Source organism: Neobacillus sp. NPDC093127 (assembly GCF_044754175.1).
Taxonomy (GTDB): domain Bacteria; phylum Bacillota; class Bacilli; order Bacillales; family Cytobacillaceae; genus Neobacillus.
On sequence record NZ_JBIVOP010000005.1, the window covers coordinates 58,444 to 81,172 of the forward strand.

Below are 22,729 nucleotides of genomic sequence, written 5' to 3' on the forward strand. Positions count from 1 at the left end.
TGGAGTGTGATCCAATTGCGTTTAAAAGATAAGGTTTGTATTGTAACAGGTTCAAGTATGGGAATTGGTGAAGCAATTGCCGAACGATTTGCGCAAGAAGGCGCCAAAGTTGTCGTGAATTCAAGAAGTCAAGAACGAGCAGACAAGACGGCTGCGGTACTTAAAGAAAAAGGATACGACGTATATGCTATCGCTGCAGATATGTCCAACAAGCAATCGGTGGTTGCACTGATGGATAAAACAGTTGAAAAGTACGGTGGGATTGATGTAGTCGTAAATAATGCAGGAGTCAATCGGATTGGTCCGTCTATTGAATTAAGTGAGGAAGATTGGCGGACTGTAATAGATACAAATCTGACGGGTACATTTTTCGGCTGTCAAGAAGCGGCTAAGTATATGCAAGGGAATGGTGGATCCATCATTAATATTACATCTGTTTATGGTCAAGTCTGCGTTTCTATGAGAGCGGCGTATAGTTCAACAAAGTTTGCTATGAATGGGTTAACGAAAGTCTTGGCTGTGGAATGGGCAGAAAAAAATATTCGTGTCAACGGTGTAGCTCCTGCCTATATTAAAACGCCTTTGGATGAAACCGATCAGGATGCTGGTGGGTATGGGGATGAAGATGTAATCAGACGAACACCATTAAATCGCTTTGGTACGACAAAAGAAGTGGCAGACGTTGTATTATTTCTAGCATCAGATGAATCAAGTTATGTCACAGGTTCCATTTACAATGTCGATGGCGGCTGGGTTGCGTACGGCGGCTGGTAGAAAAGGAGGAATTTGATGGGTGTCAAATTACTAGAAGAAAAGGGTTATTTTTTTGAAACATTAGCTGGAACGATCGGATCTGGTGAGGCGAAAATCGCTCGTTTTGTAACAGATGAACTTTCTCCTACTCTTGGTGGCGGAATGGTAAAGATGGAGAAGTGTAGCTTTCCCTGGACTGTCCGTTACGATGAGATATTGTATGTAACTGAAGGTGAATAATAATCGAATCAAATGGAGAAAACATGGTTGGAAAAGAAGGCGATTCATTTTTCATAGAAAAGGGGACACCAATTGTTTATGAGGCTGTATCCCAAGGCACCTTTCTATTTTCTTTATACCCAGCCAATTGGAACAAACTATAGTCAATTAAGATGAAACATCTGTTTTAAAATAAGATAGATGTTTCATCTAATACAAATGCCCCATTGTTAAAAACCTCAATGTTAGATGTTATAAAGCAAAAAGTGAATAATTCCAAAATTAATAATCTGATTATTATGAATATTAGAAGTGAAGAAGTACCTTCTTTTTAATCAAGAATCTTTTGAACGATGAAGAAAAATTGGAAAAGGGGCTGGCATAGTATGGATAAGATTGTTCTGGTTGAACTAATTATTTACTTTGTGGCAATGATAGGAATTGGAGTCTATTTTAGCCGCAAAGAGTTGGGATATAAAGATTACCACCTTGGGGGGGATAAAATTCCCGGTTGGGCCTTGGCTTTTTCGGAAAGATCCACAGAAGCGTCTGCCTGGTTACTGCTTGGAGCTACGGGGTTTGCTTTTTCGACTGGACTTTCTAGTGTATGGCTGTTTATCGGGATGTTAGTTGGAATTATAATTTCATGGTTATTTTTAGCAAAAAAATTTATGCAGGAGAGAATAAAATATAATGCGATGACTCTTCCAGACTATTTATCAGCTAGATTTCCAAAACACGCCAATATTATAAGAGGGATAGGGGCAATAATCATCATTCCTTTCTTTACTCTATATGTAGGGACCCAATTTGGCGGTACAGGTCAGACTTTGGAACAAACGATGGGGATTAAACCAATAGTGGGCATCCTTATTGTCGCAGTTGTTGTCGTCGTATATTCATGTCTAGGAGGGTTCTTATCGGTTGTATGGACGGATGCCATTCAAGCTATTTTAATGGTTGCCACTCTCGTTGTTTTGCCGATTGTTGCCTTGATTAAAATTGGTTCGTTAGATTTATCCATTACCGATGCACTTGTTCAAGCTGGAAATGGTGCGTCCTCTTGGACAGGTGGATTAACAGGGTTAGGAATAGGGCTTCTTATTTATACAAACTTATCATGGGCTCTCGGTTATTTGGGAGGGCAGCCACATATTAGTGCAAGATTTATGGCGTTAAGAAATGAAAAGGATGCGAAAATCGGTAGAAATGCTGCGATTATCTGGGGAGTTTTAGCTTATGGCGGAGCATTTTTAATTGGTATTACAGGGTTGACCTTGTACGGATCAGGTGGAGTTGAAAACGTTGAAATGATATTACCATTTATGCTGACTGAATTACTTCCTGGGTGGTTAGTTGGAATACTACTTGCAGGTATTCTTGCTGCCATCATGTCAACAGCCTCTTCTCAATTATTAGTCGTCTCCACCTCCATAAGTGAGGATATTTTACACAAGGTTATGGGGCTGAAATTAAATGAGAAACAATTAGTATTGATTTCGCGTATTTCAGTATCGGTTGTTGGTTTAATTGGTTTGGTCATCGGTCTCATGTCTAAATCGTTAATATATGTGGTAATTGGCTGGGCATGGGCAGGTGTAGGAAACAGTTTTGCCGCTGCCATTCTTTTAACATTCTTCTGGAAACGTATGTCCGGCGCAGGTGTTATTGCTGCACTTCTCACAGGCTTTATTGGTACCATTATTTGGATCAATACACCTCTTGAAGGAATAGTGACATCCCGTGGAGCGACATTAATCCTTGCATTAATAGGAGGAGTAATAGTTAGTTTGGCAATTCCCGAGAAAAAAGAAATTTCATCTGTAAAAAGTGAAGGAATTAATTTGACCTAATATTCATTGAGGTGTTTAAAGTGGCAGATGACAGTTCTGGTTTAGTAAAATACTATGCTTCAAGGAGCTTCTGGCTTGATAGCAGCGATGATGATTTAAGCCCTAGACCAAGTTTGAACGAGGAAATAACTGCTGATATTGCAATATTGGGAGCAGGATTCACAGGTTTATGGACTGCCTATTATTTATTACTTCAAGATCCGTCCTTAAATATAGTGATTATTGAGAAGCATATTACCGGTTTTGGTGCTTCTGGCAGAAATGCAGGCTGGTGTTCACCAAAATTTTCATTAACTCCTGAAGTAGCTATTGAACGGTATGGTGAGGCGGCTGCGAGAGAATTACTTTTAACAATGTATGCTTCTGTGAATGAAATGGAACGTGTTATTCAGGAAGAAAAGATGAAAGTAGATTGGAAAAAATCCGGATTTATGAAGGTGTCAATGGGAGAACATTTACTCTTTCAATTTGAAAATGAAATGAAAACGTTTCAGAAACTAGGTTTAGAGAAGTACTATCAACTTCTAAACAGAGGCGAAACAAAGGACCGAATAAATGCTAATGGACTTAAAGGCAGTATTCTCACTAAGGTATCAGCCGTTCTACATCCAGCAAAATTAGCTAGGCAATTGGCCAGAATACTAGAGGAAAGAGAGTAAAAATATATGAACAAACGGAGGTAGTAGACTTTAAAGAAGGTCACTCGTCAAATCCTCCGAAATTAATGACTAGGAGTGGGACTGTAACCGCTAATTTAGCAGTCGTTATTGCGGGAGAGGCATATCTTAGTCCAATGGCTCAATTTCGCCGCCATATTATTCCGATGTACTCCTCAATGGTAGTAACTGAACCATTATCCGAGGCACAATGGGCGTCCATTGGTTGGGAAAATCGGGAGGCTGTTGGGTCAAACACACTAGCTCAAGATTATCTTCAGCGAACTGCTGATGGCCGAATTTTATTTGGACTCGGTAATGCGGGCCGCTACCGTTATGCTTCAAAAATAAAAGATTCATTTGACACTCATGACTCCATCATTGGCTGGTTAAAGCAAAGGGTCATAAAATGGTTTCCTATGGTTTCTGTCAATCAGTTCACCCATGCATGGGGAGGACCGATTGGGGTAACAAGTGACTGGACTCCTAACTTTCAGTTTAATCAGCAAACCCGAGTGGCCAAAATTTTTGGATACTTTGGTCAAGGTGTTTCTACCGCTAATTTGGCTGGCCGGATTCTGACGGATCTTATTTTTGAGAAAAAATCTTCCCTTACTAACTTGCCAATGGTTCAACATTCTTCAGCAAAATGGGTCCCGGAGCCGTTGCGATGGGCGGGAGCCAGGTATGTTCAATCAGAAATTGGTCGACTTGATAAAAGATCGGAATTATATGGGATAGCACCGAAAGGAAATACCTTGGCAGAACGAATGATTCGTCATTAACGAAAAAAAATAATAGTAATAACACCAGTATAATGTCCTAAATAATGGTATGGCAAAAAGCAAGGAGTGGCATAAGGATGGAATTCTTTTTAAGTTGTTATGATAACGCGTTTCCTTGTGAAGTGACCCTAGATGAAGAAAATGGGAGGTATATGCTAAGGAAATCAGATTCAAGTGGAGAATATTTTAATAGTCCAACAGAGCTAGTGGATTGGATTAAGAATAATTGGACTGAGAGAGAATTCACCAATCCCAAGGAATTTATAGAAATGATAGCCTTGTTGGAAAAGTATGTATGTAAATCTCCTAATTATTATTAATATCTTACTGTTTTTGTAGGACAATGGTAAGGGCCTGACCCCGGTGATGTTTTTTAAAAGGGCAGGCTCTTTTCTGTGGAGAAATTTATAGGAGTGACACTACCCTATCCCAAAGAGAAATAGAGTCACTTTGGAGGGCATAATTCCTAGCAGAAAGGGGATGGTGCTGAAGGACAGTTTTTGAAACATTCATGATTACGATTGCATTTGCAAATCTGAACGTAGCCATTTTGTCATTTAACCAAAGAAAATATTCCACCCTTAAGTTTAGCAGCCCTGGGTGGATTATCCTTCCGCTTTATGCTGATTCCCTTGAAGGAGATCTGAATTGCATTGACAGTATCATGTTACTTCCACCAAATTTTGGATCAGTCCTCCGGTAAACTAAAGTTCAACGCCCGGGGACTGAAAGGTATTCGGAATTTGGTATATCTTTTTGCTGATTGCGAATTTAGTTGCTAGAAAAGAACGAACTATTTTCGTTTTTTTATTTCTTAGTTTTCTAATTCTTTCAAAAAAACAAAAAATAAAAGGAAGTTTTACATATTTAAAGAATTATATAGTGTAATCGATTCGATTAAGAATCATATATAAAATTTGATTTAAAAAGTAATCAACTCTTTTTATCTAAAAAAACACATTACTTCAATTCAATCAAACTAAGGGGGAGCATCAAATGACAATTGAATTACAAATGAGGATATTTCCATGATTGAGAACACGAAGCTTGATAGTGTGAACAAATCCGATATTGAAACCATCTTAGTTTCCATTTTTCAATCAAGTTACGATGGTATTTACGTTGCAGACAATGATGGTGTGGGAATTATGGTTAATTCCGCTTACTCAAGAATTACTGGTGTAAATAGCCAAGAGTTACTTGGAAAGAACATGATGACTGTGGTAAAGGAAGGGCTAGTTTCAGAATCTGTTACTATAAAGGTTTTAGAGGAAAAAACTGCTCAAACGATTATTCAAACGGTTAGAGGGAAGGAATTATTAGTAACGGGCAATCCTGTGTTTGACCATAACGGGAAAATTACCTATGTTGTAACAAACGTAAGGGATATATCTGATTTAAATTATATGAAAACTGAGCTGCTGCACTCAAAGAGATTGACGGAACAGTATATACATGAAATTGAAGAATTAAAAAAGCGAGAATTAATCCATTTGCAACTTGATGGAATTATCGGTCAAAGCCAAGAAATTATGAAGGTTTTTCATCTTGCAAGGAAGGTAGCTAAGGTTGATTCTACTGTCCTTATTTTAGGAGAGTCTGGAGTAGGGAAAGAAGTGATTGTTAATTATCTCCACCAAGAAAGTGATCGGGCGAGTGCACCTTTGATTAAAGTGAATTGCGGCGCAATACCAAAACACTTGCTGGAATCTGAATTATTTGGCTATGAAAAGGGCGCATTTACAGGGGCTGACAGTCAGGGAAAGCCCGGATTGTTTGAACAGGCGGACGGGGGGACGATATTTCTAGATGAAATTGGCGACATGCCAATGGATCTGCAAGTAAAATTATTAAGGGTTCTCCAAGAATTTGAAATCATGCGCGTTGGCGGAAGAAAAAGCTTTAAAATTGATGTAAGGGTCATTTCGGCGACAAATATGAATTTAGAGGAAATGGTAGAGAAAAATGATTTTAGAAGGGATCTTTATTACCGGCTGAATATAGTTCCTATAAAGGTCCCTCCCTTAAGAGAAAGGATAGCAGATATTGTTCCACTTGCCTTCTATTTTTTAAATAAAAACAATAAAAAGAATAAGTTAAATAAAAGGTTTCATCATGAAATCATTCTTTTTTTCGAAGAATATCGCTGGCCAGGAAATATTAGAGAGTTAGAAAATTTAATTGAAAGATTAGTAGTAACAACAGACAATGAGGAAATAAAGTTGCAGGATTTACCAGCTAATATGTTACTAGGAAAGGCTCGTAAAAAGACAGAAACGGGGAAATTAAAGGAAATTATTGCGAATGTTGAGCGAAAACTTATTAAAGAGCAAATGGAAAAATCAAAGACAACACGCCAAGCTGCAAAAGAATTAGGGATTAGCCAATCAGCCCTAGTAAAAAAAATGCAGAAATTAGGTTTTTGATGAAAAAAGGAATCAAAAGTCAACGTTCATTCGTTGGCTTTTTTCATTACACTATGGGAAAACGAATAATTATCAATATATTAATGGTGATAAAGGAAGAAATGTCTGTATTTTTGTAATAATATGTCGAATTATTATTTATTTTCATAAAATATGAAAAATTGGCACAACTATTGCATTATTTATAATAAATAATACGACAACAAATAAAAGAGGATGAAGGTGAATGAGAGGATGGATCTTCCAACATTTGATTTAAAAGGCAAGGTTGCCCTCGTTACAGGAGGAAGTAAAGGGATTGGATTTAGCATGGCTCAGGCATTAGGGCATTATGGAGCAACGCTTGTTATTTCCAGCCGAGGGGCTGAAGAAGGGGAAAAGGCTGTTTCACAGTTAAAGAAAGAGGATATCGAAGCAACCTATATTCCTTGTGATGTTACGAAAAAGGATCAGGTGGAACTGCTAGTCAGGCGAATTGTGGATCAATTCGGCTCGCTTGATATCTTAGTGAACAACGCAGGAATGAATATCCGTAAGCTGTTAGTTGAAGTAGAAGAAAGCGATTGGGATCAAGTTTTAACGGTCAATTTAAAAGGACTTTTTCTAGTGGGACAGGCTTGTGCCAAACAAATGATCAAACAAAATTATGGAAAAATCATCAACATCTCATCCATTTTAGGATCAATTGGAATGCCGTTCCAGACCTCATATGCGGCTAGTAAAGGAGGAATTAACCAAGTAACAAAAGTCTGGGCGGAAGAGTTAGCCCCCTATAATATCACCGTTAATGCCATTGGGCCAGGATACATAAAAACACCAATGACCAATGATTGGTTATCTGATCCTGAACGGGCTGAGAAAATAATCAATGCCAGCATGATTAAAAGAATCGGAGAAACTTCGGATCTTGTGGGACCTGTGGTTTTCTTTGCCTCTGATACATCAGCCTATGTTACCGGCCAGATATTAAATGTTGATGGCGGATGTACTGCTCGTTAAAGGAATGATTAGGAGGTTAGTAAATGAATATCACCAAGGAAGTCCACTTTAATCGTAAAGTAAAAGTCTTCGAGAATCGGCCTAAAAACCTGCACGCGATGTTGAAAGAGACTGCACAAAAATATTCATCACATGAGGTCCTTGTGATGAATGGAAATCGCTTAACGTATAAAGAAATGCACGAAAAAGTGGAGCAGATTGCCGGTAATTTACAGAATTCGCTATGTGTAAAAAAGGGAGATCGTGTTGCACTTATATTAGGAAATAGTATTGAATTTTGTTTACTCGTTTTTGCTTGTGCGAAATTAGGGGCTATTGTGGTGCCATTAAATACTAGACTAAGAGAAGATGAACTTTCTTTTATGATTCAACAATCTAACAGCCAGATCTTGTTTGTGGATGATGAATTTTTAGAGAAGGTCGAAAGCATGAGAGATCTTGATTCCATCATAAATGTTCAAACCTTTTTCTTAGTGGGGAATAGAACATCAAACCGAAAAGATTATTTGCCTTTTGAAATCTTAGAACAACCATCTTCAGTTGCGGATGTCCATGTAACGGAAGAGGATCCATTATTTATTATGTATACATCTGGAACAACTGGACTTCCAAAAGGTGCGATCGGCAGTCATTTTGGTGCGATACACAGTGCAATCAATTATGAATACGTGTTAAAGACAAATGACAAAGCAAGAACCCTAATCGCTGTTCCTCTCTTTCATGTTACAGGCTTAATTGGCCAGCTTTTTCACATGGTTAAGGTGGGGGGGACACTCGTTATTATGAGGAGGTTTAAGACAGAAGAATACATCCGATTAACAGTGGAAGAAAATGTATCCTTTTTGTTTAATGTTCCAACCATCTACAATATGATGATGGCACATTCAGATTTCTCATTATATAGCTATTCAAAAGTAAATTGTATCGCCTACGGTGGTGCTCCAATGTCGTCGGAAACGATTTATAAATTGAAAAAGTATTTTCCGAATTCGTACTTGCATAATGCATATGGAGCCACTGAGACCTCCTCTCCTGCAACCATTATGCCGCAAAACTTTAATGAGTCAAAGGTAGCTTCCGTTGGACTGCCTGTTCCTGTTGGCGAAATGAGAGTTGTAAATGATTTGGATGAACCATGTAAACCTGGCGAAGTGGGTGAATTATTAATTAAAGGGCCCATGATCGTTGAAGGCTATTGGAATAATGAGGCTGCGAACCAAACATCATTCCATAATGAATTTTGGCGCTCCGGCGACTTAGCCAAAATAGATGAAGATGGTTTTGTTTATATTGTCGATCGAAAAAAAGACTTAATTAATCGGGGCGGTGAAAAGATATTTTCCATTGAGGTCGAGAATGTTCTTTATAATCATCCAAAAGTTTATGAAGTGGCTGTCGTAGGAGTTCCAGATCCTCTCTTTGGGGAAATTGTCAAAGCGGTGATTGTCCCAAAGGCTGATGAAACCATTGAGAGCCAAGAAATAAAAGATTTTGTTGCGGAAAGATTAGCAAATTTTAAAGTTCCGAAAATAGTAGAATTTGTATCCGAACTGCCTCGTAATGCGGCGGGGAAAATAATAAAGAATGTGCTGAAGAATTTACAGCACAACTAATTTTTTTTACAAAAGAGAGGAAGGGATGAAATGTCTACAATTGTGAAAAAGGCTTGGGGCTATCGATATGCGGTTTTAATCATTCTTTGGTTAGTCTATATTATTAATTATTTTGACCGGATGGCGGTCTTAACCTTCCTGCCATTCATACAGAAGGATTTAAACTTAACCCCTGTGGAAGTAGGGCAGCTAGCATCTGTGTTTTTCTTTGCCTATGCTGCCGCGCAAATTAGCGCTGGTTTCCTGGCTGATAAATTTGGAGCCAAACGAGTCATGTATGTAGCCATTACAGTCTTTACCTTTGTTACCGCTATAACTGGAATGGTGAAAACCTTCGGACAGTTTTTGGCACTCCGAATTGGATTAGGGCTTGGAGAAGGACACCATTTTGCCCCGGCCATTCGGGCAATAAATAACTGGTTCCCTCATAAAGAAAGAGGAAGGGCCGTTTCGTTTTTCGCAACTTCATGGGCCGTTGCCCCAGCAATCGTGCCGGTTATCGTTACTAGTATCTCTGTTTATTTTTTCAGTGGTGATTGGAGACCGGTCTTCTATGTTCTTGCTATACCAGGAGTAATCGGAATTTTCTTACTATGGCGTTTTATATCAGATTCTCCAAAAGAAATGATTGCGAAAGGGAAATTGAGTAAAGATCAGGATATTGATGGGGATAATGGTGCTTCTGTTAGAACGATTTCGAAAGAAGAGAAAAGAAAAAGCTACGGGATTTTCCTCAAAGATGTTAATTTTTATGTTTTTACCTTGTGTCTATTTTGTCAATTAGCTGTTTATTGGGGAACAACGACCTGGTTAACTTCCTTTTTGGTTACCCAGCATGGGTTAAATCTTAAGGAAATGGGCTTGTTCGCATCTGCACCATATATCGTTGCTTTCTTCGCCATGATGCTTGGGGGATGGCTGATGGATAACGTTCTTCATCGAATGAAGCCTGTTGCTTTGATTGGGTATATCTGCAGTATTCCTGTGCTGTGGATGCTTGGTTCAGTAGAAAAAGGTAATACGGGTCTATTACTTACACTGCTATTGCTCGTTGGTTTCTTTGTTAACCTAAACTTTGGTTCCATTTATGCTTATCTGCCTAAATTATATCCAAAGGAGGTTGTTGGAAGTGCAACAGGATTAGCGAATGGCATCGGTCAAATGGGTGCATTTGTTTCTCCTCTAGTTGCAGGGTATTTAGTAAAAGTAGGGGCAAATGGAGCACAAGATTTTAGCAGAGTTTTCATCTTCTTTGCCTTAGTTTCCGCATTAGCGGCAGTTTGTTCTTTCATTTTGAAGGAAAAGAAGGTAACGAATGCCAGTTTAACATTGATTAACAATGAGAAGTCGATTAGTTAGGTTTTATTGAGAAATTTTACGATATGTTATGAGATTGATCAATTTAGGACGAAGTTCCTTATTAAAAAGGTGGGATATAGCATGCAGGTTTTGCCATCCATTTTTGAAACGATTAATGAAAAAGAGGCCATTCAATTTTTACAATCACTCATTCAAGTGAACAGTGTGAACCAACCCGGAAATGAAAAAAGAGTAGCTGAGGTGATTCAGGCATATTTAACACCATCCAATCTCCACGTAGCATTAGATGATCTTGGTAACAATCGGGCTAATCTATTTGTTACCTATCCATATGCTGAGACAGATGAAAAATATTTAATTTACAGCGGTCATTTAGATACCGTTCCAACGGGGAAGGTCGAATGGGAACATGATCCTTTTTCCGGGAAGGTAGTAGGAAATAAAGTATATGGGCGAGGAACGACCGACATGAAAAGTGGTGTCGCTGCAATGGTCCTTGCTCTGAAATATTTAGAACGTGCCGGAGTGAAACTAAAAGGAACGGTACAGTTTGTCGGGACCGCAGGTGAAGAGGTCGATGGATACGGTGCAAAAAAAGTCGTGGAAAAGGGGCAAATAGACAAGGCAACCGCATTGGTTGTTTCGGAACCTAGCGAAAACCAACTTTTCACTGCACATAAGGGATGTTTATGGCTAGAAATCACCACCAATGGAAAAACAGCCCATGGTTCAATGCCAGACCAGGGTATTAATGCTATTTTAACGATTAATGAGTTTATAAATACTCTCCAATCCTATCAATTTGTTTACACGCCACACCCCTTATTAGGTCATCCAACGATTAATATTGGGACAATTGAAGGCGGTGTAAAAACAAATGTTGTACCTGATCAATGTAAATTGACGTTAGACATACGAACAATTCCCGGACAGGATAAAGATAGAATTTTAAAAGATATCGAGAATATGATCCAAGAAATCTCAATACGGTCACAATCAACCTACCAAATCAAGGTCATAAATAGTATGGAATCCGTAGGCACCAATGAATCAGATGATTTTGTGATACTTGCTGTTAATACTGCTAAAAACCATTTAAACAAAAAGCTAATTCCTTCTGGTGTTAATTATTACACGGATGCATCTGTTTATTGCCCTCATTTGAAAATACCGACGATTATATTTGGCCCGGGAAATCCAAAACTTGCACACCAGCCAGACGAATATGTAGAAATTGATAAATTCATTGAATCTATACGTTATTTTATGGCCCTCGCGATTGATTATTTGGGTGAAAGCTAGAATTTGTTCGATAGGTAAATAGCTGCAGTGTGTCTGATTGATTAATAAACTTTTAAATTCATTAATGGAATATAAGATGAGATTACACTCATAAAACAATGCGTCTAAAAAATAGAGGAGGAAAATTACTATGATGACACAGGAAGAATATATTGAAAGTCTTCGCAATCAAAAGAAGGAAGTTTATTTTATGGGAGAAAGGGTTGAAAATGTAGTCGATCATCCGGCGATGAGGCCGCATATTAATGCAGCATCTGTCACCTATAAACTGGGTACAGAAGAGCAATATGAAGAACTTGGCAGTGCAACCTCACATTTGACAGGAAATAAAATAAACCGTTGGACACATATCCCGCAAAACCAAGAAGATCTCGTTAAGAAAGCGATGATGCTTCGGGTTGCGGGACAAATAACAGGAACCTGTTTTCAACGATGTGTTGGAATGGATGGCTTGATTACCCTATATTCAACAACATGGGAGATGGACCGGGATCTTGGTACGAATTATCATGAAAGATTTAAACGATTTTTAATTGATACACAAAATAATGACTTTATGACAGATGGAGCCATGACAGATCCAAAAGGAGACCGTTCGAAAAGACCGTCAGAACAACAAGACCCTGATCAGTATGTCAGGGTAGTAGAAGAAAGAGAAGATGGGATTGTTGTTCGCGGTGCAAAAATGCATCAAACCGGTGCCATAAATTCACATCAAATTTTAGTTATGCCGGGTGCTGCGATGACGCCAAACGATGCAGATTACGCCATTTCGTTCGCTGTTCCAGCCGATGAAGCAGGGATTGTCTATGTTTTTGGACGGCAAGTTAATGACAGCCGTAAATGGGAAGGAAAAATAGATCAAGGAAATGCCAAATATGGAGTGGTGGGCGGAGAAGCGCTGATTATTTTTGAAGATGTATTTGTACCATGGGAACGTGTATTTATGTATAAGGAAACTAAGTATACCGGAAAACTTGTTGATCGCTTCGCATCGTACCATCGTCAAAACTATGGTGCTTGTAAGGCCGGAAATCTTGATGTTCTGATTGGGGCAACAGCGTCACTTGCAGACATGCATGGAATCTCAAAGGCCAGTCATGTGAAGGAGAAACTTTCAGAAATGGCTCACTTAGTTGAAACCATGTATAGTGGAGCCCTCGCCTGTTCATTTAATTGTTCTACATCTGGATGTGGTACTGCTTTTGTTGATCCCGTGTTGGCAAATACATCTAAACTAAATACTGCTCGTTATTATCCGGAAGTAACAAAGCTTTCCCAAGATTTAGCAGGAGGGTTTGTTGCCACACTGCCTTCTGAAAAAGAGTTAGATAACCCAAGAATTGCTCCTTATATTTATAAATACTATCGGACAGGTGAAAATGTAGATCCAATTCAAAGAATTAAAATGGGACGCCTTATTGAAAATATGACCGGCTCGACTCCAATTATCGAGTGTATGCATGGTGCGGGATCGCCGCAGGCACAAAAAGTGGTCATCCAAAGATCAATTAATTGGGGAGAAAAGATTAAATATGCTTCGGAAATCGTCAAGGATTCAGAGGAACCAAGTGAAGTAACTAGCTAATCTACAAGTAACCATAAATTCTTTGCTGCCAAAGCAGATGCCCATTTGCGTCTCTGTATTGGGGAAGGCCAAGGAATTGCTATATTAGTTGAAGCATGTTAATATTCGTTAAAATTGAAATCAGGCACTATCCATTTACTGGATGGTGCCTGTGATTGCTTCAAATGATTTCCTCAAACTTTATCTATTAGGCAATAACTCTTAAATTCTAGTTTCTTTGTCGTTTCATGCTGAATCAATTCTCCGTGTTTCAAATCAATCCTTTTTGAAAATAAAGGTCCATCATATACAAAGGTATGATATTCACCTGATTCGCCCATTGGACAAATAGGTTTCTTTTGTACATCTTGCAAAAGTGAATCATCGATGATTCTCCCAAGCCACGTTTCATCTAATACATCTTCTCGCACACGAACAACTACTGCTTCATAGCCAGAATGGACAAAGTGTTCCAGGGCTTGTAAAGCAACTTCCTTTTTCATCCAAAGTGGGTATAAGGCATCGACTCCCGCAGTGGCGGCAACTTTTTCACCCCACTCCCTGTGCCCTTCCAAATAGAGATCTCCAAAAGCAATTCCTGTAATTTTAAGGTGATTTTTCAAGGAGTGTACTGTTTTGATAAATTGATCTGTGTAATTTTCGTATGTACATTCAATAAAATGAACGGGGATGGATAGTGATTCTCCTTGTAATGTAATCATTTCCGTACGTTCTCCATGACCAAATGTTCGACCGATTTCTTTTGGTACAGTGGTAACCAGGCATACGACATCATATCCTTGTTGAATAAGAGTGTCTAATGCAATACAACAATCTTTTCCGCCACTCCAGGATAAAGCAATTCGTTTTTTCAAGATTGATCATCCTTATAAAACATATTTTTACTGATTGGAATATTTTTATTTTATCATATCATTGATGGCAACAATGAATCATGAACAAATGGAGTAATCAGTTTGACTACTCCTTTAAGAAGTGAGTACCTGTGTCACAACCCGAGATTTGTAGAATTTTTGCCGAAACTAAATGAGTACCCGATTACAATGGGTCAGACCCACTGGCCTTGCATGACTTTAAAGTGATACATTTTTTTCGTAACCCACTACTTTACATAACCCTTGCAGGCATAATTTTAGAATGGTTGCTTTCCTCAATATATAATGGAAAGGTAGGGTATGATAGTTTATTGAAGGAGTTGTTTGTAGTGGCACAATCATTAAAAGGAAAAGTTGCGTTTGTAACTGGTGCTGGAAGAGGAATTGGCAAGGCGATTGCGATTGCATTAGCAAAGGAAGGGATAAATGTTGGTTTGCTTGCAAGAACAGAAGCTGCTTTAAAGGAAGTAGCAAGTGAAGTTGAAGGTTTCGGAGTTAAAGTAGCATATGCTGCAGTTGATGTTTCATCCTTAGAAAAGGTAGATCAAGCCATTGAAAAATTGACAAACTCGTTGGGTACGGCTGATATTCTTATAAATAATGCCGGAATTGGAAAATTTGCGACTCTTTTAGAAATGGATCCAGAGGAATGGAAGAAAATCATTGATGTCAATATAATGGGTACATATTATGTAACACGTGCTGTACTTCCACAGTTAATCGAAAAAAATGGCGGTGATATTATTAATATTTCATCGACCAATGGGTTGAACGGAGCTGCTACATCTAGTGCATATAGCGCATCTAAATTTGGAGTAATTGGTCTAACTGAATCATTAGCTCAAGAAGTCCGTAGAAACAATATCCGGGTGACGGCCCTAACTCCTAGCACGGTAGCTACAGAACTGGCTGTCAAAACCAATTTAATCGCAGAAAACGATGATGAAAAATATATGCAACCTGAAGATATTGCCGAATTTATCGTTTCTCAATTAAAATTACATCCACGAGTTTATATCAAAACTGCAAGCCTTTTAGCAACCAACCCATTCTAATTAAATTCGAAGTCAGTCTATGCTGACTTCGAATTTTTTTGTCTACGTTTGATAAATATTTTAGACTTGGATGATTTACTGCTGACTTAGCTCATCCCTTTAACTACCTTACCTACATAAAATTGGAAGTGAGCTTCACCTTTTTTATTTTGAAGTGTGTGCAATCCAACCACCGAAAAGTGTGGTTGAAAAAAATTGTGCAATATGCTCAAATCCAGTTTGCTGTAGAAGTTCTTCGATTTCGATGGCCGATATAAATGATAGTCCACGAACTGATTTTTCCATTTCCTCTACATCTTCTTTGGTTAAATTCGTTAAATCGAGCCATATTGATTTCCATAAATTCATCCGTTCATCGAATTCTGGTTTTGATTGATCACCATACATCGTGACAAGGACAAAAGGTGAACCCGGTTGTAATAGTTCTTTCACTGTTCTTAATAAACTGCGTTTTTCTTCCATCGTCTCAATAAAATGGAGAACAAGTAAGCATGTTGCACCATCGAATTTCTCATTAAATTGCAGTTGTTCAATTTTGCCGGTATGAATGGACACTCGTTCATGTACGCCCTCATTCTTTGCTTTTTGCAAAGCAACTTCTAGCATAGCTTCAGAGGGGTCGACACCTGTAAAGGTCCATGTGGGATTTGTTGTTCCAAATTTCACAAATTCATTTCCTCCTCCCGCACCCACGATTAATACGTTTGCTGAATCTTTAACATGGGCCCGAAGAAAGGACTGCACCATACGGAATAACGCATCATATGTGGGTAAAGCACGTCGAATCCCTTTATCGTATTCTCTAGCCATTTCCATATCAAATTCTAAATCGTCCTTCACTATTTTTCCCCCTTCGTACATTAACTTTCTGTCTATTATTATCTTATAGTTTAAGAAAACTTACAAACGTTCAAATATGTGCCAAGAAAATTGTGACACGGCACTACCCGAATTTCAGCGTGCCGAAAGTCGCTCTGGATGATTTAAATAAAATTACTTCCTTTTGTTTGAAGCTGCTGTTTGAATAACTTTCAAACTTTTCGAACATTCGTTGATTTTAATGCTTTAACCTGATAAAATTCTATTATTATTTTAAAACAGTAGTTACAATCGGAACTATTTAATTTTAGCAGAGTAATACCATCAGGAGGTTACCCGTATGACACATTACAAAGATTTAAATGTTCCCCAAAGGACTATTATGACGCCAGGTCCAGTTGAAGTAGATCCTCGAGTATTGAGAGCTATGGCGACTCCAATCTTAGGCCAATTCGATCCCGCATTTACAAATATCATGAATGAAACAATGGAGATGCTTCGGTCTCTTTTTCAAACAGACAACCATTGGGCATTTCCGATTGATGGAACTTCTAGATCAGGTATTGAGGCGGTGCTGTGCAGTATTATAGAGCCTGGAGATAAGGTATTGGTTCCTATTTTTGGTCGGTTCGGATACTTGTTAACTGAGATATGTCAGCGATATGGTGGAGAAGTTTCTACCATCGAAGTACCATGGGGAGAGGTTTTTGACCCAGAAGTAATCATTAAAAAGATTGACGAGATATCGCCTAAAATAGTCGCCATCGTCCATGCTGAAACATCTACAGGATGTATGCAGCCGCTAAAGGAAATTGGAGAGGCTTGCAGGAATAGAGATGTGCTTTTAGTTGTGGATGCTGTGGCATCTATAGGAGGGGTGGATCTAAAAGTTGACGAACTCAAGCTCGATGCTGTTATTGGCGGAACGCAAAAATGTTTGTCTATCCCCTCCGGATTGGCACCAATTACGTATAACCAACGAATTGAGGAAGTAATTTTAAAAAGAAAAAGTATTGAATTAGGATTACGAAATTTTCAAAGTGAGCCTTCCCATAATAGAATTATCAGCAATTATTTTGATTTAGCGCAGCTCCAAGATTATTGGAGTCCTGTCCGCCTGAACCATCATACAGAGGCAACTAGTATGCAATATGCGTTAAGAGAAGGGCTTCGCATCGTTTTAGAGGAAGGTCTTGATAATAGATTTGCTCGTCATAAGCTAAACGAACGAGCATTAGTTGCGGGTGTTAAAGCAATGGGATTACAGTTATTTGGTGATGAGAGGCATAAGCTTCCGGTCGTTACTTGCATTGTGGTTCCCGCAGGAATTAACGGTGATGAAGTACGGTCAATGCTGCTAGAAGATTTTGAAATCGAAATTGCTAGTTCCTTCGGTCCTCTCCATGGGAAAATCTGGAGGATTGGGACGATGGGATATAGCAGCCGTAAGAAAAATATCCTTCATGTACTTGCAGCATTAGAAGCTACACTTATTAGAAAAGGCTATAAAGTCAATAAAGGTGAAAGTGTTCAGGCAGCATTGAATGTATATGATGTGGATAAACAAAGAAATCAAAATGAAATCGTTGATGCTCAAAAAATATTGAATCAAAACCTTACACATACAAGCCACCCTAATAAGACTAACTCCATTCGATATGTAAGCCCCTTCTTAACAATCGGTGATAAAAAAACACCAAATACCATTGTAGGAACAAGAACATTCGGGGAATGGCCGACCCCTTTAGTGGGAATTGTTTATTGCTGGACCGAACATGCTATCAACCATGGTCGGTCTTTTTTAACGTTATAAACTCGGTGCCACTGTCACCACCCGGTATTGCCTTATTTAGATAGTAAACCTTGCTTCAGGAGGAGATTTGTAGGCCTTTTTTAAGTGACAATTTTGCTGTTACTAGTAACAGGATTCATAACTTATCTTCTAAAGTGACATAAAACAACAACATCTGGAAAAAATGTATATGATACGGTCATTAATAGAATGAGGTGACAGCATGAATCCCTACATCGAGGTCAGAAGTGTCTCTAAGATTTTTGGTAATAATTCGAAAGCAGCGATTGATCTATTGAAACAGGGTAAGACCAAAAAGGAAATTTTAAAAGCAACAGGACAGACAGTTGGGGTAAAAAATGTTTCCTTCGAAATTTATCCCGGTGAAATTTTTGTCATCATGGGTTTATCCGGAAGTGGGAAATCCACCTTAATCCGCATGTTTAACAGGCTGATTGAACCAACAATTGGAGAAATACTGATAGAGAATGAAGATATCGTGAAGATGAGGGAGTCAAGATTGAGGGAAGTCAGACAGAAAAAGATTAGTATGGTGTTTCAAAACTTTGCTTTGTTTCCTCATAAAACGATTGTGGAAAATACGGAATATGGGCTGGAAATTCAAAAAGTACCCGCTGAACAGCGCCGCAAAACAGCGCTTAGTGCGCTAGAGGTTGTCGGTTTAAAAGGTTACGAAAACCAGCTGCCTAAACAATTGAGCGGCGGCATGCAGCAACGGGTGGGACTGGCCAGGGCTCTTGCAAGTAACACGGCTGTCATCTTGATGGACGAGGCCTTCAGTGCACTTGATCCGCTAATTCGTAAAGATATGCAGGATGAATTGCTGGAAATCCAAGAAAAATACAAGAAAACGATTATCTTTATCACCCATGATTTAGATGAAGCACTGCGCATCGGCGACCGGATTGCGTTGATGAAGGATGGCAGTATCATTCAGCTGGGAACACCTGAACAAATTTTGATGAGTCCCGCCAATGAATTTGTCGAAAAGTTTGTGGAAGACGTTAATTTATCCAAAATATTAACAGCCTCCCATGTGATGAAACGAGCAGAAAAAATCGCTTTCGACCGTGGGCCGCGGGTAGCGTTGGAAATTATGCGGAAGCAGGGATACTCCAGCATCTTTGTTGTTGACCGCAATCGGAAACTTCTGGGTGCCATAACCGCTGAGCAGGCACGGCAGGCCATTGAGCAGAATCAAACCATTGCCGATGTCATGACCACCGATATTCCAACTGTCTCAGGTGAAACATTACTGACAGATCTAATGGATGTAATGGCTACATCCATTGTGCCCATCTCCGTTATCGATGAAGAAAACCGCTTACAAGGAATTGTCATTCGCGGCGCCGTTATCGGGGCTTTGGCAGGAAATAAAGATTCCTTGAACGATTTGGAGAGTGAATGAGATGAATATACCGAAAATCCCATTAGGAGATTGGGTAGACGCTCTGGTCAGGTGGGTCACCGTTGCCTTTTCCGGACTTTTTTCCTTGGTAACCACTGCCATCGAGTCCTTATTAGATATCATAGTAAATGTATTAAGTGCGGGTCCGCCCATCATCTTAATCATCGTCTTAACGCTTTTAGTCATCTATACCAGCAGATGGCCATTAGGAATTTTTACCTTCATCAGTTTGCTCTTGATTGATAATCTCGGCTATTGGGATTCCAGTATTCAAACCATTGCGATTGTTTTATTATCAGGATTACTTACCATCATCATTGGGATCCCAGTTGGAATCTGGTGTGCGCAACGAAAAACGGTGCATCGAATCGTAACGCCGATTTTGGACTTTATGCAGACCATGCCGGCATTTGTCTATTTAATTCCTTCTATATTATTTTTTGGAATCGGAGTGGTACCGGGAATTATTGCCTCGTTTATTTTTGCGATTGCGCCAACAATCCGAATGACGAATCTGGGCATTAAGGAAGTTCCGAAGGATTTAATTGAAGCAGCCGATGCCTTTGGTTCCAGCAACAGCCAAAAATTATTTAAGGTCCAATTACCAATCGCCACACCAACGATTATGGCAGGGGTCAACCAAAGTATTATGCTGGCCCTTTCGATGGTGGTGACGGCATCATTAGTCGGTGCACCGGGGCTTGGAGCAGATGTTTACCGGGCTGTCAGTCAAATTGACGTAGGACGAGGTTTCGAAGCGGGATTATCCATTGTGTTTATCGCCGTTATCCTCGACCGGATTTCGCAAAACTTACGGAATCCTGCTTATGGGAATTTTCTCAAGAAAAAAATTGTCTTTTCCATCTTAGCTGTTCTGGTTATCGTGACAGCAATTGTGACAGGAGTTACAAAAGAAACGGCTAAAAATAAGAACGACAACAGCATTGGTGCCCAAACGAATAATAAAATTATCGGGATTGAACCTGGTGCAGGAATTATGGCACAAGCGGATAAAGCTATCAAAGAATATCAGCTGAATAATTGGCAGATTGCCGAAGGTTCATCTGCTGCCATGACAGCTGAATTGAAGAAAGCTTATGACCATAAGAAACCCATCATTATTACTGGGTGGGCACCGCATTGGATGTTCTCGTCTTACGATCTTAAATTTCTAAAAGACCCAAAGAAATCCTTTGGTGAGGTTGAAGATATTCATACGATTGTAAGAAAAGGCCTAGAACAGGATGCGCCAGGTGCATTTACCATCCTTGATCAATTTACCTGGAAACCAGCTGATATTGAAAAAGTGATGGTGGATATTAAAGATAGGATGGACCCAGTTGAAGCAGCTGATAAGTGGATTAAGGCTAACGGGGACAAAGTGGCGCAATGGACAAAGGGTGCCGAGGCAGGCAATGGGAAAAAAATCAACCTTGTCTATGTCGCTTGGGATACTGAAATCGCAAGTACAAATGTCATCGCTAAGGTTCTAGAGCAGAATGGCTATGATGTGAAATTAAGCCAAGTGGAGGTGGGTCCTATGTTTGCCGGTGTGGCCAACGGGAGTGTAGACGGTATGGTGGCCGCCTGGCTGCCTAGTACCCATAACGAATTTTATAAGCAATATAAGAACGATCTTGTTGATTTAGGAACCAACCTCCATGGAACTAAGAATGGCTTGGTTGTACCAAAGTATATGGATATTAATTCCATTGGAGATTTGAAGTAAATTACTGGGATATCCATTCGTTCGGTGCCAGCTAACTTTTTAAATAAATTTAATTAAAGTTCTACCCTCTTGTACGGTAAAGCAAATTACGAACACTTTGGGGAACAACCTGAAATGTAAAAAACTTAGTCTATAGAACAGGGTTTACCATTTTTGGTAAACCTCTTTTTCTTTATCTGGAAAAGGATGAAAAAAAGAACTCAACCTCATTAGTTGGTACGGAGGGATTATCTTTTTATGTAAACAGGAGATTTTGTTCACTTTGAACCAAAATAAGTCCAATAAATTGTCCCTTGAAGAAAGATTTCAGGCTCATTAAAGAGAAATAGATGAGAAAAAATAAAAATCTCCCAATCGTTATGGAATTTCATATATAATAGAGAATTGATTGCATTGACATACAGGGGGTTTTGATTTGGCAATATTTTTTGGTTTGTTGGGATTTATCATTACTACATATTTTCTGGTATCCGGAATCAACGGGCTCAGAAAAAGAAATGGAAAAGCAAAGAAAAATTTTTTATGGATGGTAATTGGGCTGCTAATTTGGCTGTTTGCATTTGGAAACTCGGGTATAATGGTCTTGTTTGTCTTAGGATTTTTGGCTTTTATCTTTTTCCTCATTGCTGGAATTCTGGCTTTATTTAAAAGAAACGGAAAAGCGAAAAAGAGATTTCTTCTCATGCTCGGAGCAATGGTCATCTGGATAGGAAGCGCTGTAATGATTCCGAATGACAAGAAAGAGACTAATGTTCAGGCTTCAGAAGCAAAAGTAAAATCAAAGGAAGAAGCTAATAAAAAAGCAGCCGCGTTAGCACAAGCTAAAAAAGAAGCGGAATTAAAAGCAAAAGAAGATGCAGAACAAAAAGCAAAGCAGGAAGCGGAGGAAAAGACGAAACTAGAGGCAGAAGCTAAAGCCAAGGCCGAAGCGGAGCAAAATGCCAAGGTGGAAGTAGAGCAAAAAGCAAAAGCAGAGGCGGAGCAAAAAGCCAAGGCGGAGGCAGAGCAAAAAGCAAAAGCAGAGGCGGAGCAAAAAGCCAAGGCAGAGGCGGAGGCGAAAGCCCGGGCGGAAGCAGAAGCTAGGGCGAAAGCAGAAGAGGAAGCGCAAGCGAAAGCCCAGCAGCAGAAAGCAACCTCAACCACAACTTCTGAACAGACATCGTTTGCCAACTGCACCGAACTGAGAAAAGTGTATCCGAACGGGGTTCCTTCTACTCATCCTGCTTATACATCCAAAATGGACAGGGATAACGACGGTTATGCTTGTGAAAAAAACTGACAAGGACAGAAGGCGCAGATTTCAGTGCCTAGTCACCACTCAAGGTTTTTAGATTCCGGTCGAAATTAAAAGGAGTGTCGAGCATTTTCCCATTGGAAAATACTCGGCACTCCTTTTTGTAATCCATAATAATCTTTTTAGAGAAAAGGGTACCCCATGGTTAAAGATAAATATGGTAGTATTTAGTAATAGGTATATTTTTAATTAGAAAAAAGAATTAGCTTTATCAGAGAAAAA

The 22,729-nt window shown here is 39.2% G+C and carries 17 protein-coding genes and 2 pseudogenes; 17 read left to right on the forward strand and 2 right to left on the reverse strand.

What is annotated here, in order from left to right:
* The first annotated feature begins 15 nt into the window (after window positions 1–15).
* The 12 genes and pseudogenes from ACIQCO_RS08820 to ACIQCO_RS08875 all read left to right on the forward strand — a co-directional run bounded on the left by ACIQCO_RS08820 (window position 16) and on the right by ACIQCO_RS08875 (window position 13,514).
* Window positions 16–774 carry an SDR family NAD(P)-dependent oxidoreductase gene (locus ACIQCO_RS08820; RefSeq protein WP_400427521.1) on the forward strand — a complete coding sequence of 253 codons (759 nt, stop codon included), beginning with the start codon at window positions 16–18 and terminating at the stop codon, window positions 772–774.
* Between the two features lie 15 nt (window positions 775–789).
* Window positions 790–993 carry a hypothetical protein gene (locus ACIQCO_RS08825; protein ID WP_400427523.1) on the forward strand — a complete coding sequence of 68 codons (204 nt, stop codon included), beginning with the start codon at window positions 790–792 and terminating at the stop codon, window positions 991–993.
* A 2-nt stretch (window positions 994–995) separates the two neighbouring features.
* A complete protein-coding gene (locus ACIQCO_RS08830) occupies window positions 996–1,136 on the forward strand; it encodes a hypothetical protein (RefSeq protein WP_400427950.1) in 141 nt (46 codons plus the stop codon).
* A gap of 222 nt (window positions 1,137–1,358) precedes the next feature.
* Window positions 1,359–2,825 carry a sodium/proline symporter gene (locus ACIQCO_RS08835; protein WP_400427524.1) on the forward strand — a complete coding sequence of 489 codons (1,467 nt, stop codon included), beginning with the start codon at window positions 1,359–1,361 and terminating at the stop codon, window positions 2,823–2,825.
* Window positions 2,826–2,845: 20 nt separating this feature from the next.
* Window positions 2,846–4,266, forward strand: a pseudogene (locus tag ACIQCO_RS08840) (NAD(P)/FAD-dependent oxidoreductase).
* Window positions 4,267–4,343: 77 nt separating this feature from the next.
* Complete coding sequence (locus ACIQCO_RS08845) at window positions 4,344–4,586, forward strand: hypothetical protein (RefSeq protein ID WP_400427525.1); 243 nt, start codon at window positions 4,344–4,346, stop codon at window positions 4,584–4,586.
* A 708-nt stretch (window positions 4,587–5,294) separates the two neighbouring features.
* Window positions 5,295–6,692: a sigma-54 interaction domain-containing protein gene (locus ACIQCO_RS08850; protein ID WP_400427526.1), complete on the forward strand. Its 1,398-nt coding sequence runs from the start codon at window positions 5,295–5,297 to the stop codon at window positions 6,690–6,692.
* Window positions 6,693–6,926: 234 nt separating this feature from the next.
* Window positions 6,927–7,691 (forward strand): SDR family NAD(P)-dependent oxidoreductase, encoded by a 765-nt coding sequence (locus tag ACIQCO_RS08855; protein WP_400427527.1) that lies wholly within the window; start codon window positions 6,927–6,929, stop codon window positions 7,689–7,691.
* A gap of 23 nt (window positions 7,692–7,714) precedes the next feature.
* Window positions 7,715–9,304 (forward strand): class I adenylate-forming enzyme family protein, encoded by a 1,590-nt coding sequence (locus ACIQCO_RS08860; protein WP_400427528.1) that lies wholly within the window; start codon window positions 7,715–7,717, stop codon window positions 9,302–9,304.
* Window positions 9,305–9,334: 30 nt separating this feature from the next.
* Window positions 9,335–10,663, forward strand: coding sequence for an MFS transporter (locus tag ACIQCO_RS08865; RefSeq protein WP_400427529.1), 1,329 nt, complete (start codon window positions 9,335–9,337; stop codon window positions 10,661–10,663).
* 81 nt (window positions 10,664–10,744) lie between these two features.
* Window positions 10,745–11,926 carry a M20 family metallopeptidase gene (locus ACIQCO_RS08870; protein WP_400427530.1) on the forward strand — a complete coding sequence of 394 codons (1,182 nt, stop codon included), beginning with the start codon at window positions 10,745–10,747 and terminating at the stop codon, window positions 11,924–11,926.
* Window positions 11,927–12,056: 130 nt separating this feature from the next.
* Complete coding sequence (locus tag ACIQCO_RS08875; protein WP_400427531.1) at window positions 12,057–13,514, forward strand: 4-hydroxyphenylacetate 3-hydroxylase family protein; 1,458 nt, start codon at window positions 12,057–12,059, stop codon at window positions 13,512–13,514.
* A 173-nt stretch (window positions 13,515–13,687) separates the two neighbouring features.
* On the opposite strand, the gene ACIQCO_RS08880 is transcribed toward ACIQCO_RS08875, so the two are convergent.
* On the reverse strand, window positions 13,688–14,368 hold the full coding sequence (locus tag ACIQCO_RS08880) for a Dph6-related ATP pyrophosphatase (RefSeq protein ID WP_400427532.1): 681 nt from the start codon (window positions 14,366–14,368) through the stop codon (window positions 13,688–13,690).
* Window positions 14,369–14,718: 350 nt separating this feature from the next.
* On the opposite strand from ACIQCO_RS08880, the gene ACIQCO_RS08885 reads away from it, so the two are divergent.
* Window positions 14,719–15,444 (forward strand): 3-ketoacyl-ACP reductase, encoded by a 726-nt coding sequence (locus ACIQCO_RS08885; protein ID WP_400427533.1) that lies wholly within the window; start codon window positions 14,719–14,721, stop codon window positions 15,442–15,444.
* Between the two features lie 144 nt (window positions 15,445–15,588).
* Here the strand turns inward: ACIQCO_RS08885 and ACIQCO_RS08890 are convergent, their stop codons facing one another.
* Window positions 15,589–16,284 (reverse strand): class I SAM-dependent methyltransferase, encoded by a 696-nt coding sequence (locus ACIQCO_RS08890; RefSeq protein WP_400427534.1) that lies wholly within the window; start codon window positions 16,282–16,284, stop codon window positions 15,589–15,591.
* A 319-nt stretch (window positions 16,285–16,603) separates the two neighbouring features.
* Between ACIQCO_RS08890 and ACIQCO_RS08895 the strand changes: the two are divergent.
* The 4 genes and pseudogenes from ACIQCO_RS08895 to ACIQCO_RS08910 all read left to right on the forward strand — a co-directional run.
* Window positions 16,604–17,818, forward strand: a pseudogene (locus ACIQCO_RS08895) (pyridoxal-phosphate-dependent aminotransferase family protein); the annotation flags it as partial.
* 460 nt (window positions 17,819–18,278) lie between these two features.
* Entirely contained in the window at window positions 18,279–19,484 is a 1,206-nt protein-coding gene (locus tag ACIQCO_RS08900) for a quaternary amine ABC transporter ATP-binding protein (RefSeq protein ID WP_400427536.1), read from the forward strand.
* A 1-nt stretch (window position 19,485) separates the two neighbouring features.
* Window positions 19,486–21,213: a glycine betaine ABC transporter substrate-binding protein gene (locus ACIQCO_RS08905; protein WP_400427538.1), complete on the forward strand. Its 1,728-nt coding sequence runs from the start codon at window positions 19,486–19,488 to the stop codon at window positions 21,211–21,213.
* Window positions 21,214–21,628: 415 nt separating this feature from the next.
* A complete protein-coding gene (locus tag ACIQCO_RS08910) occupies window positions 21,629–22,492 on the forward strand; it encodes an excalibur calcium-binding domain-containing protein (protein ID WP_400427541.1) in 864 nt (287 codons plus the stop codon).
* The last annotated feature ends 237 nt before the right edge of the window (window positions 22,493–22,729 follow it).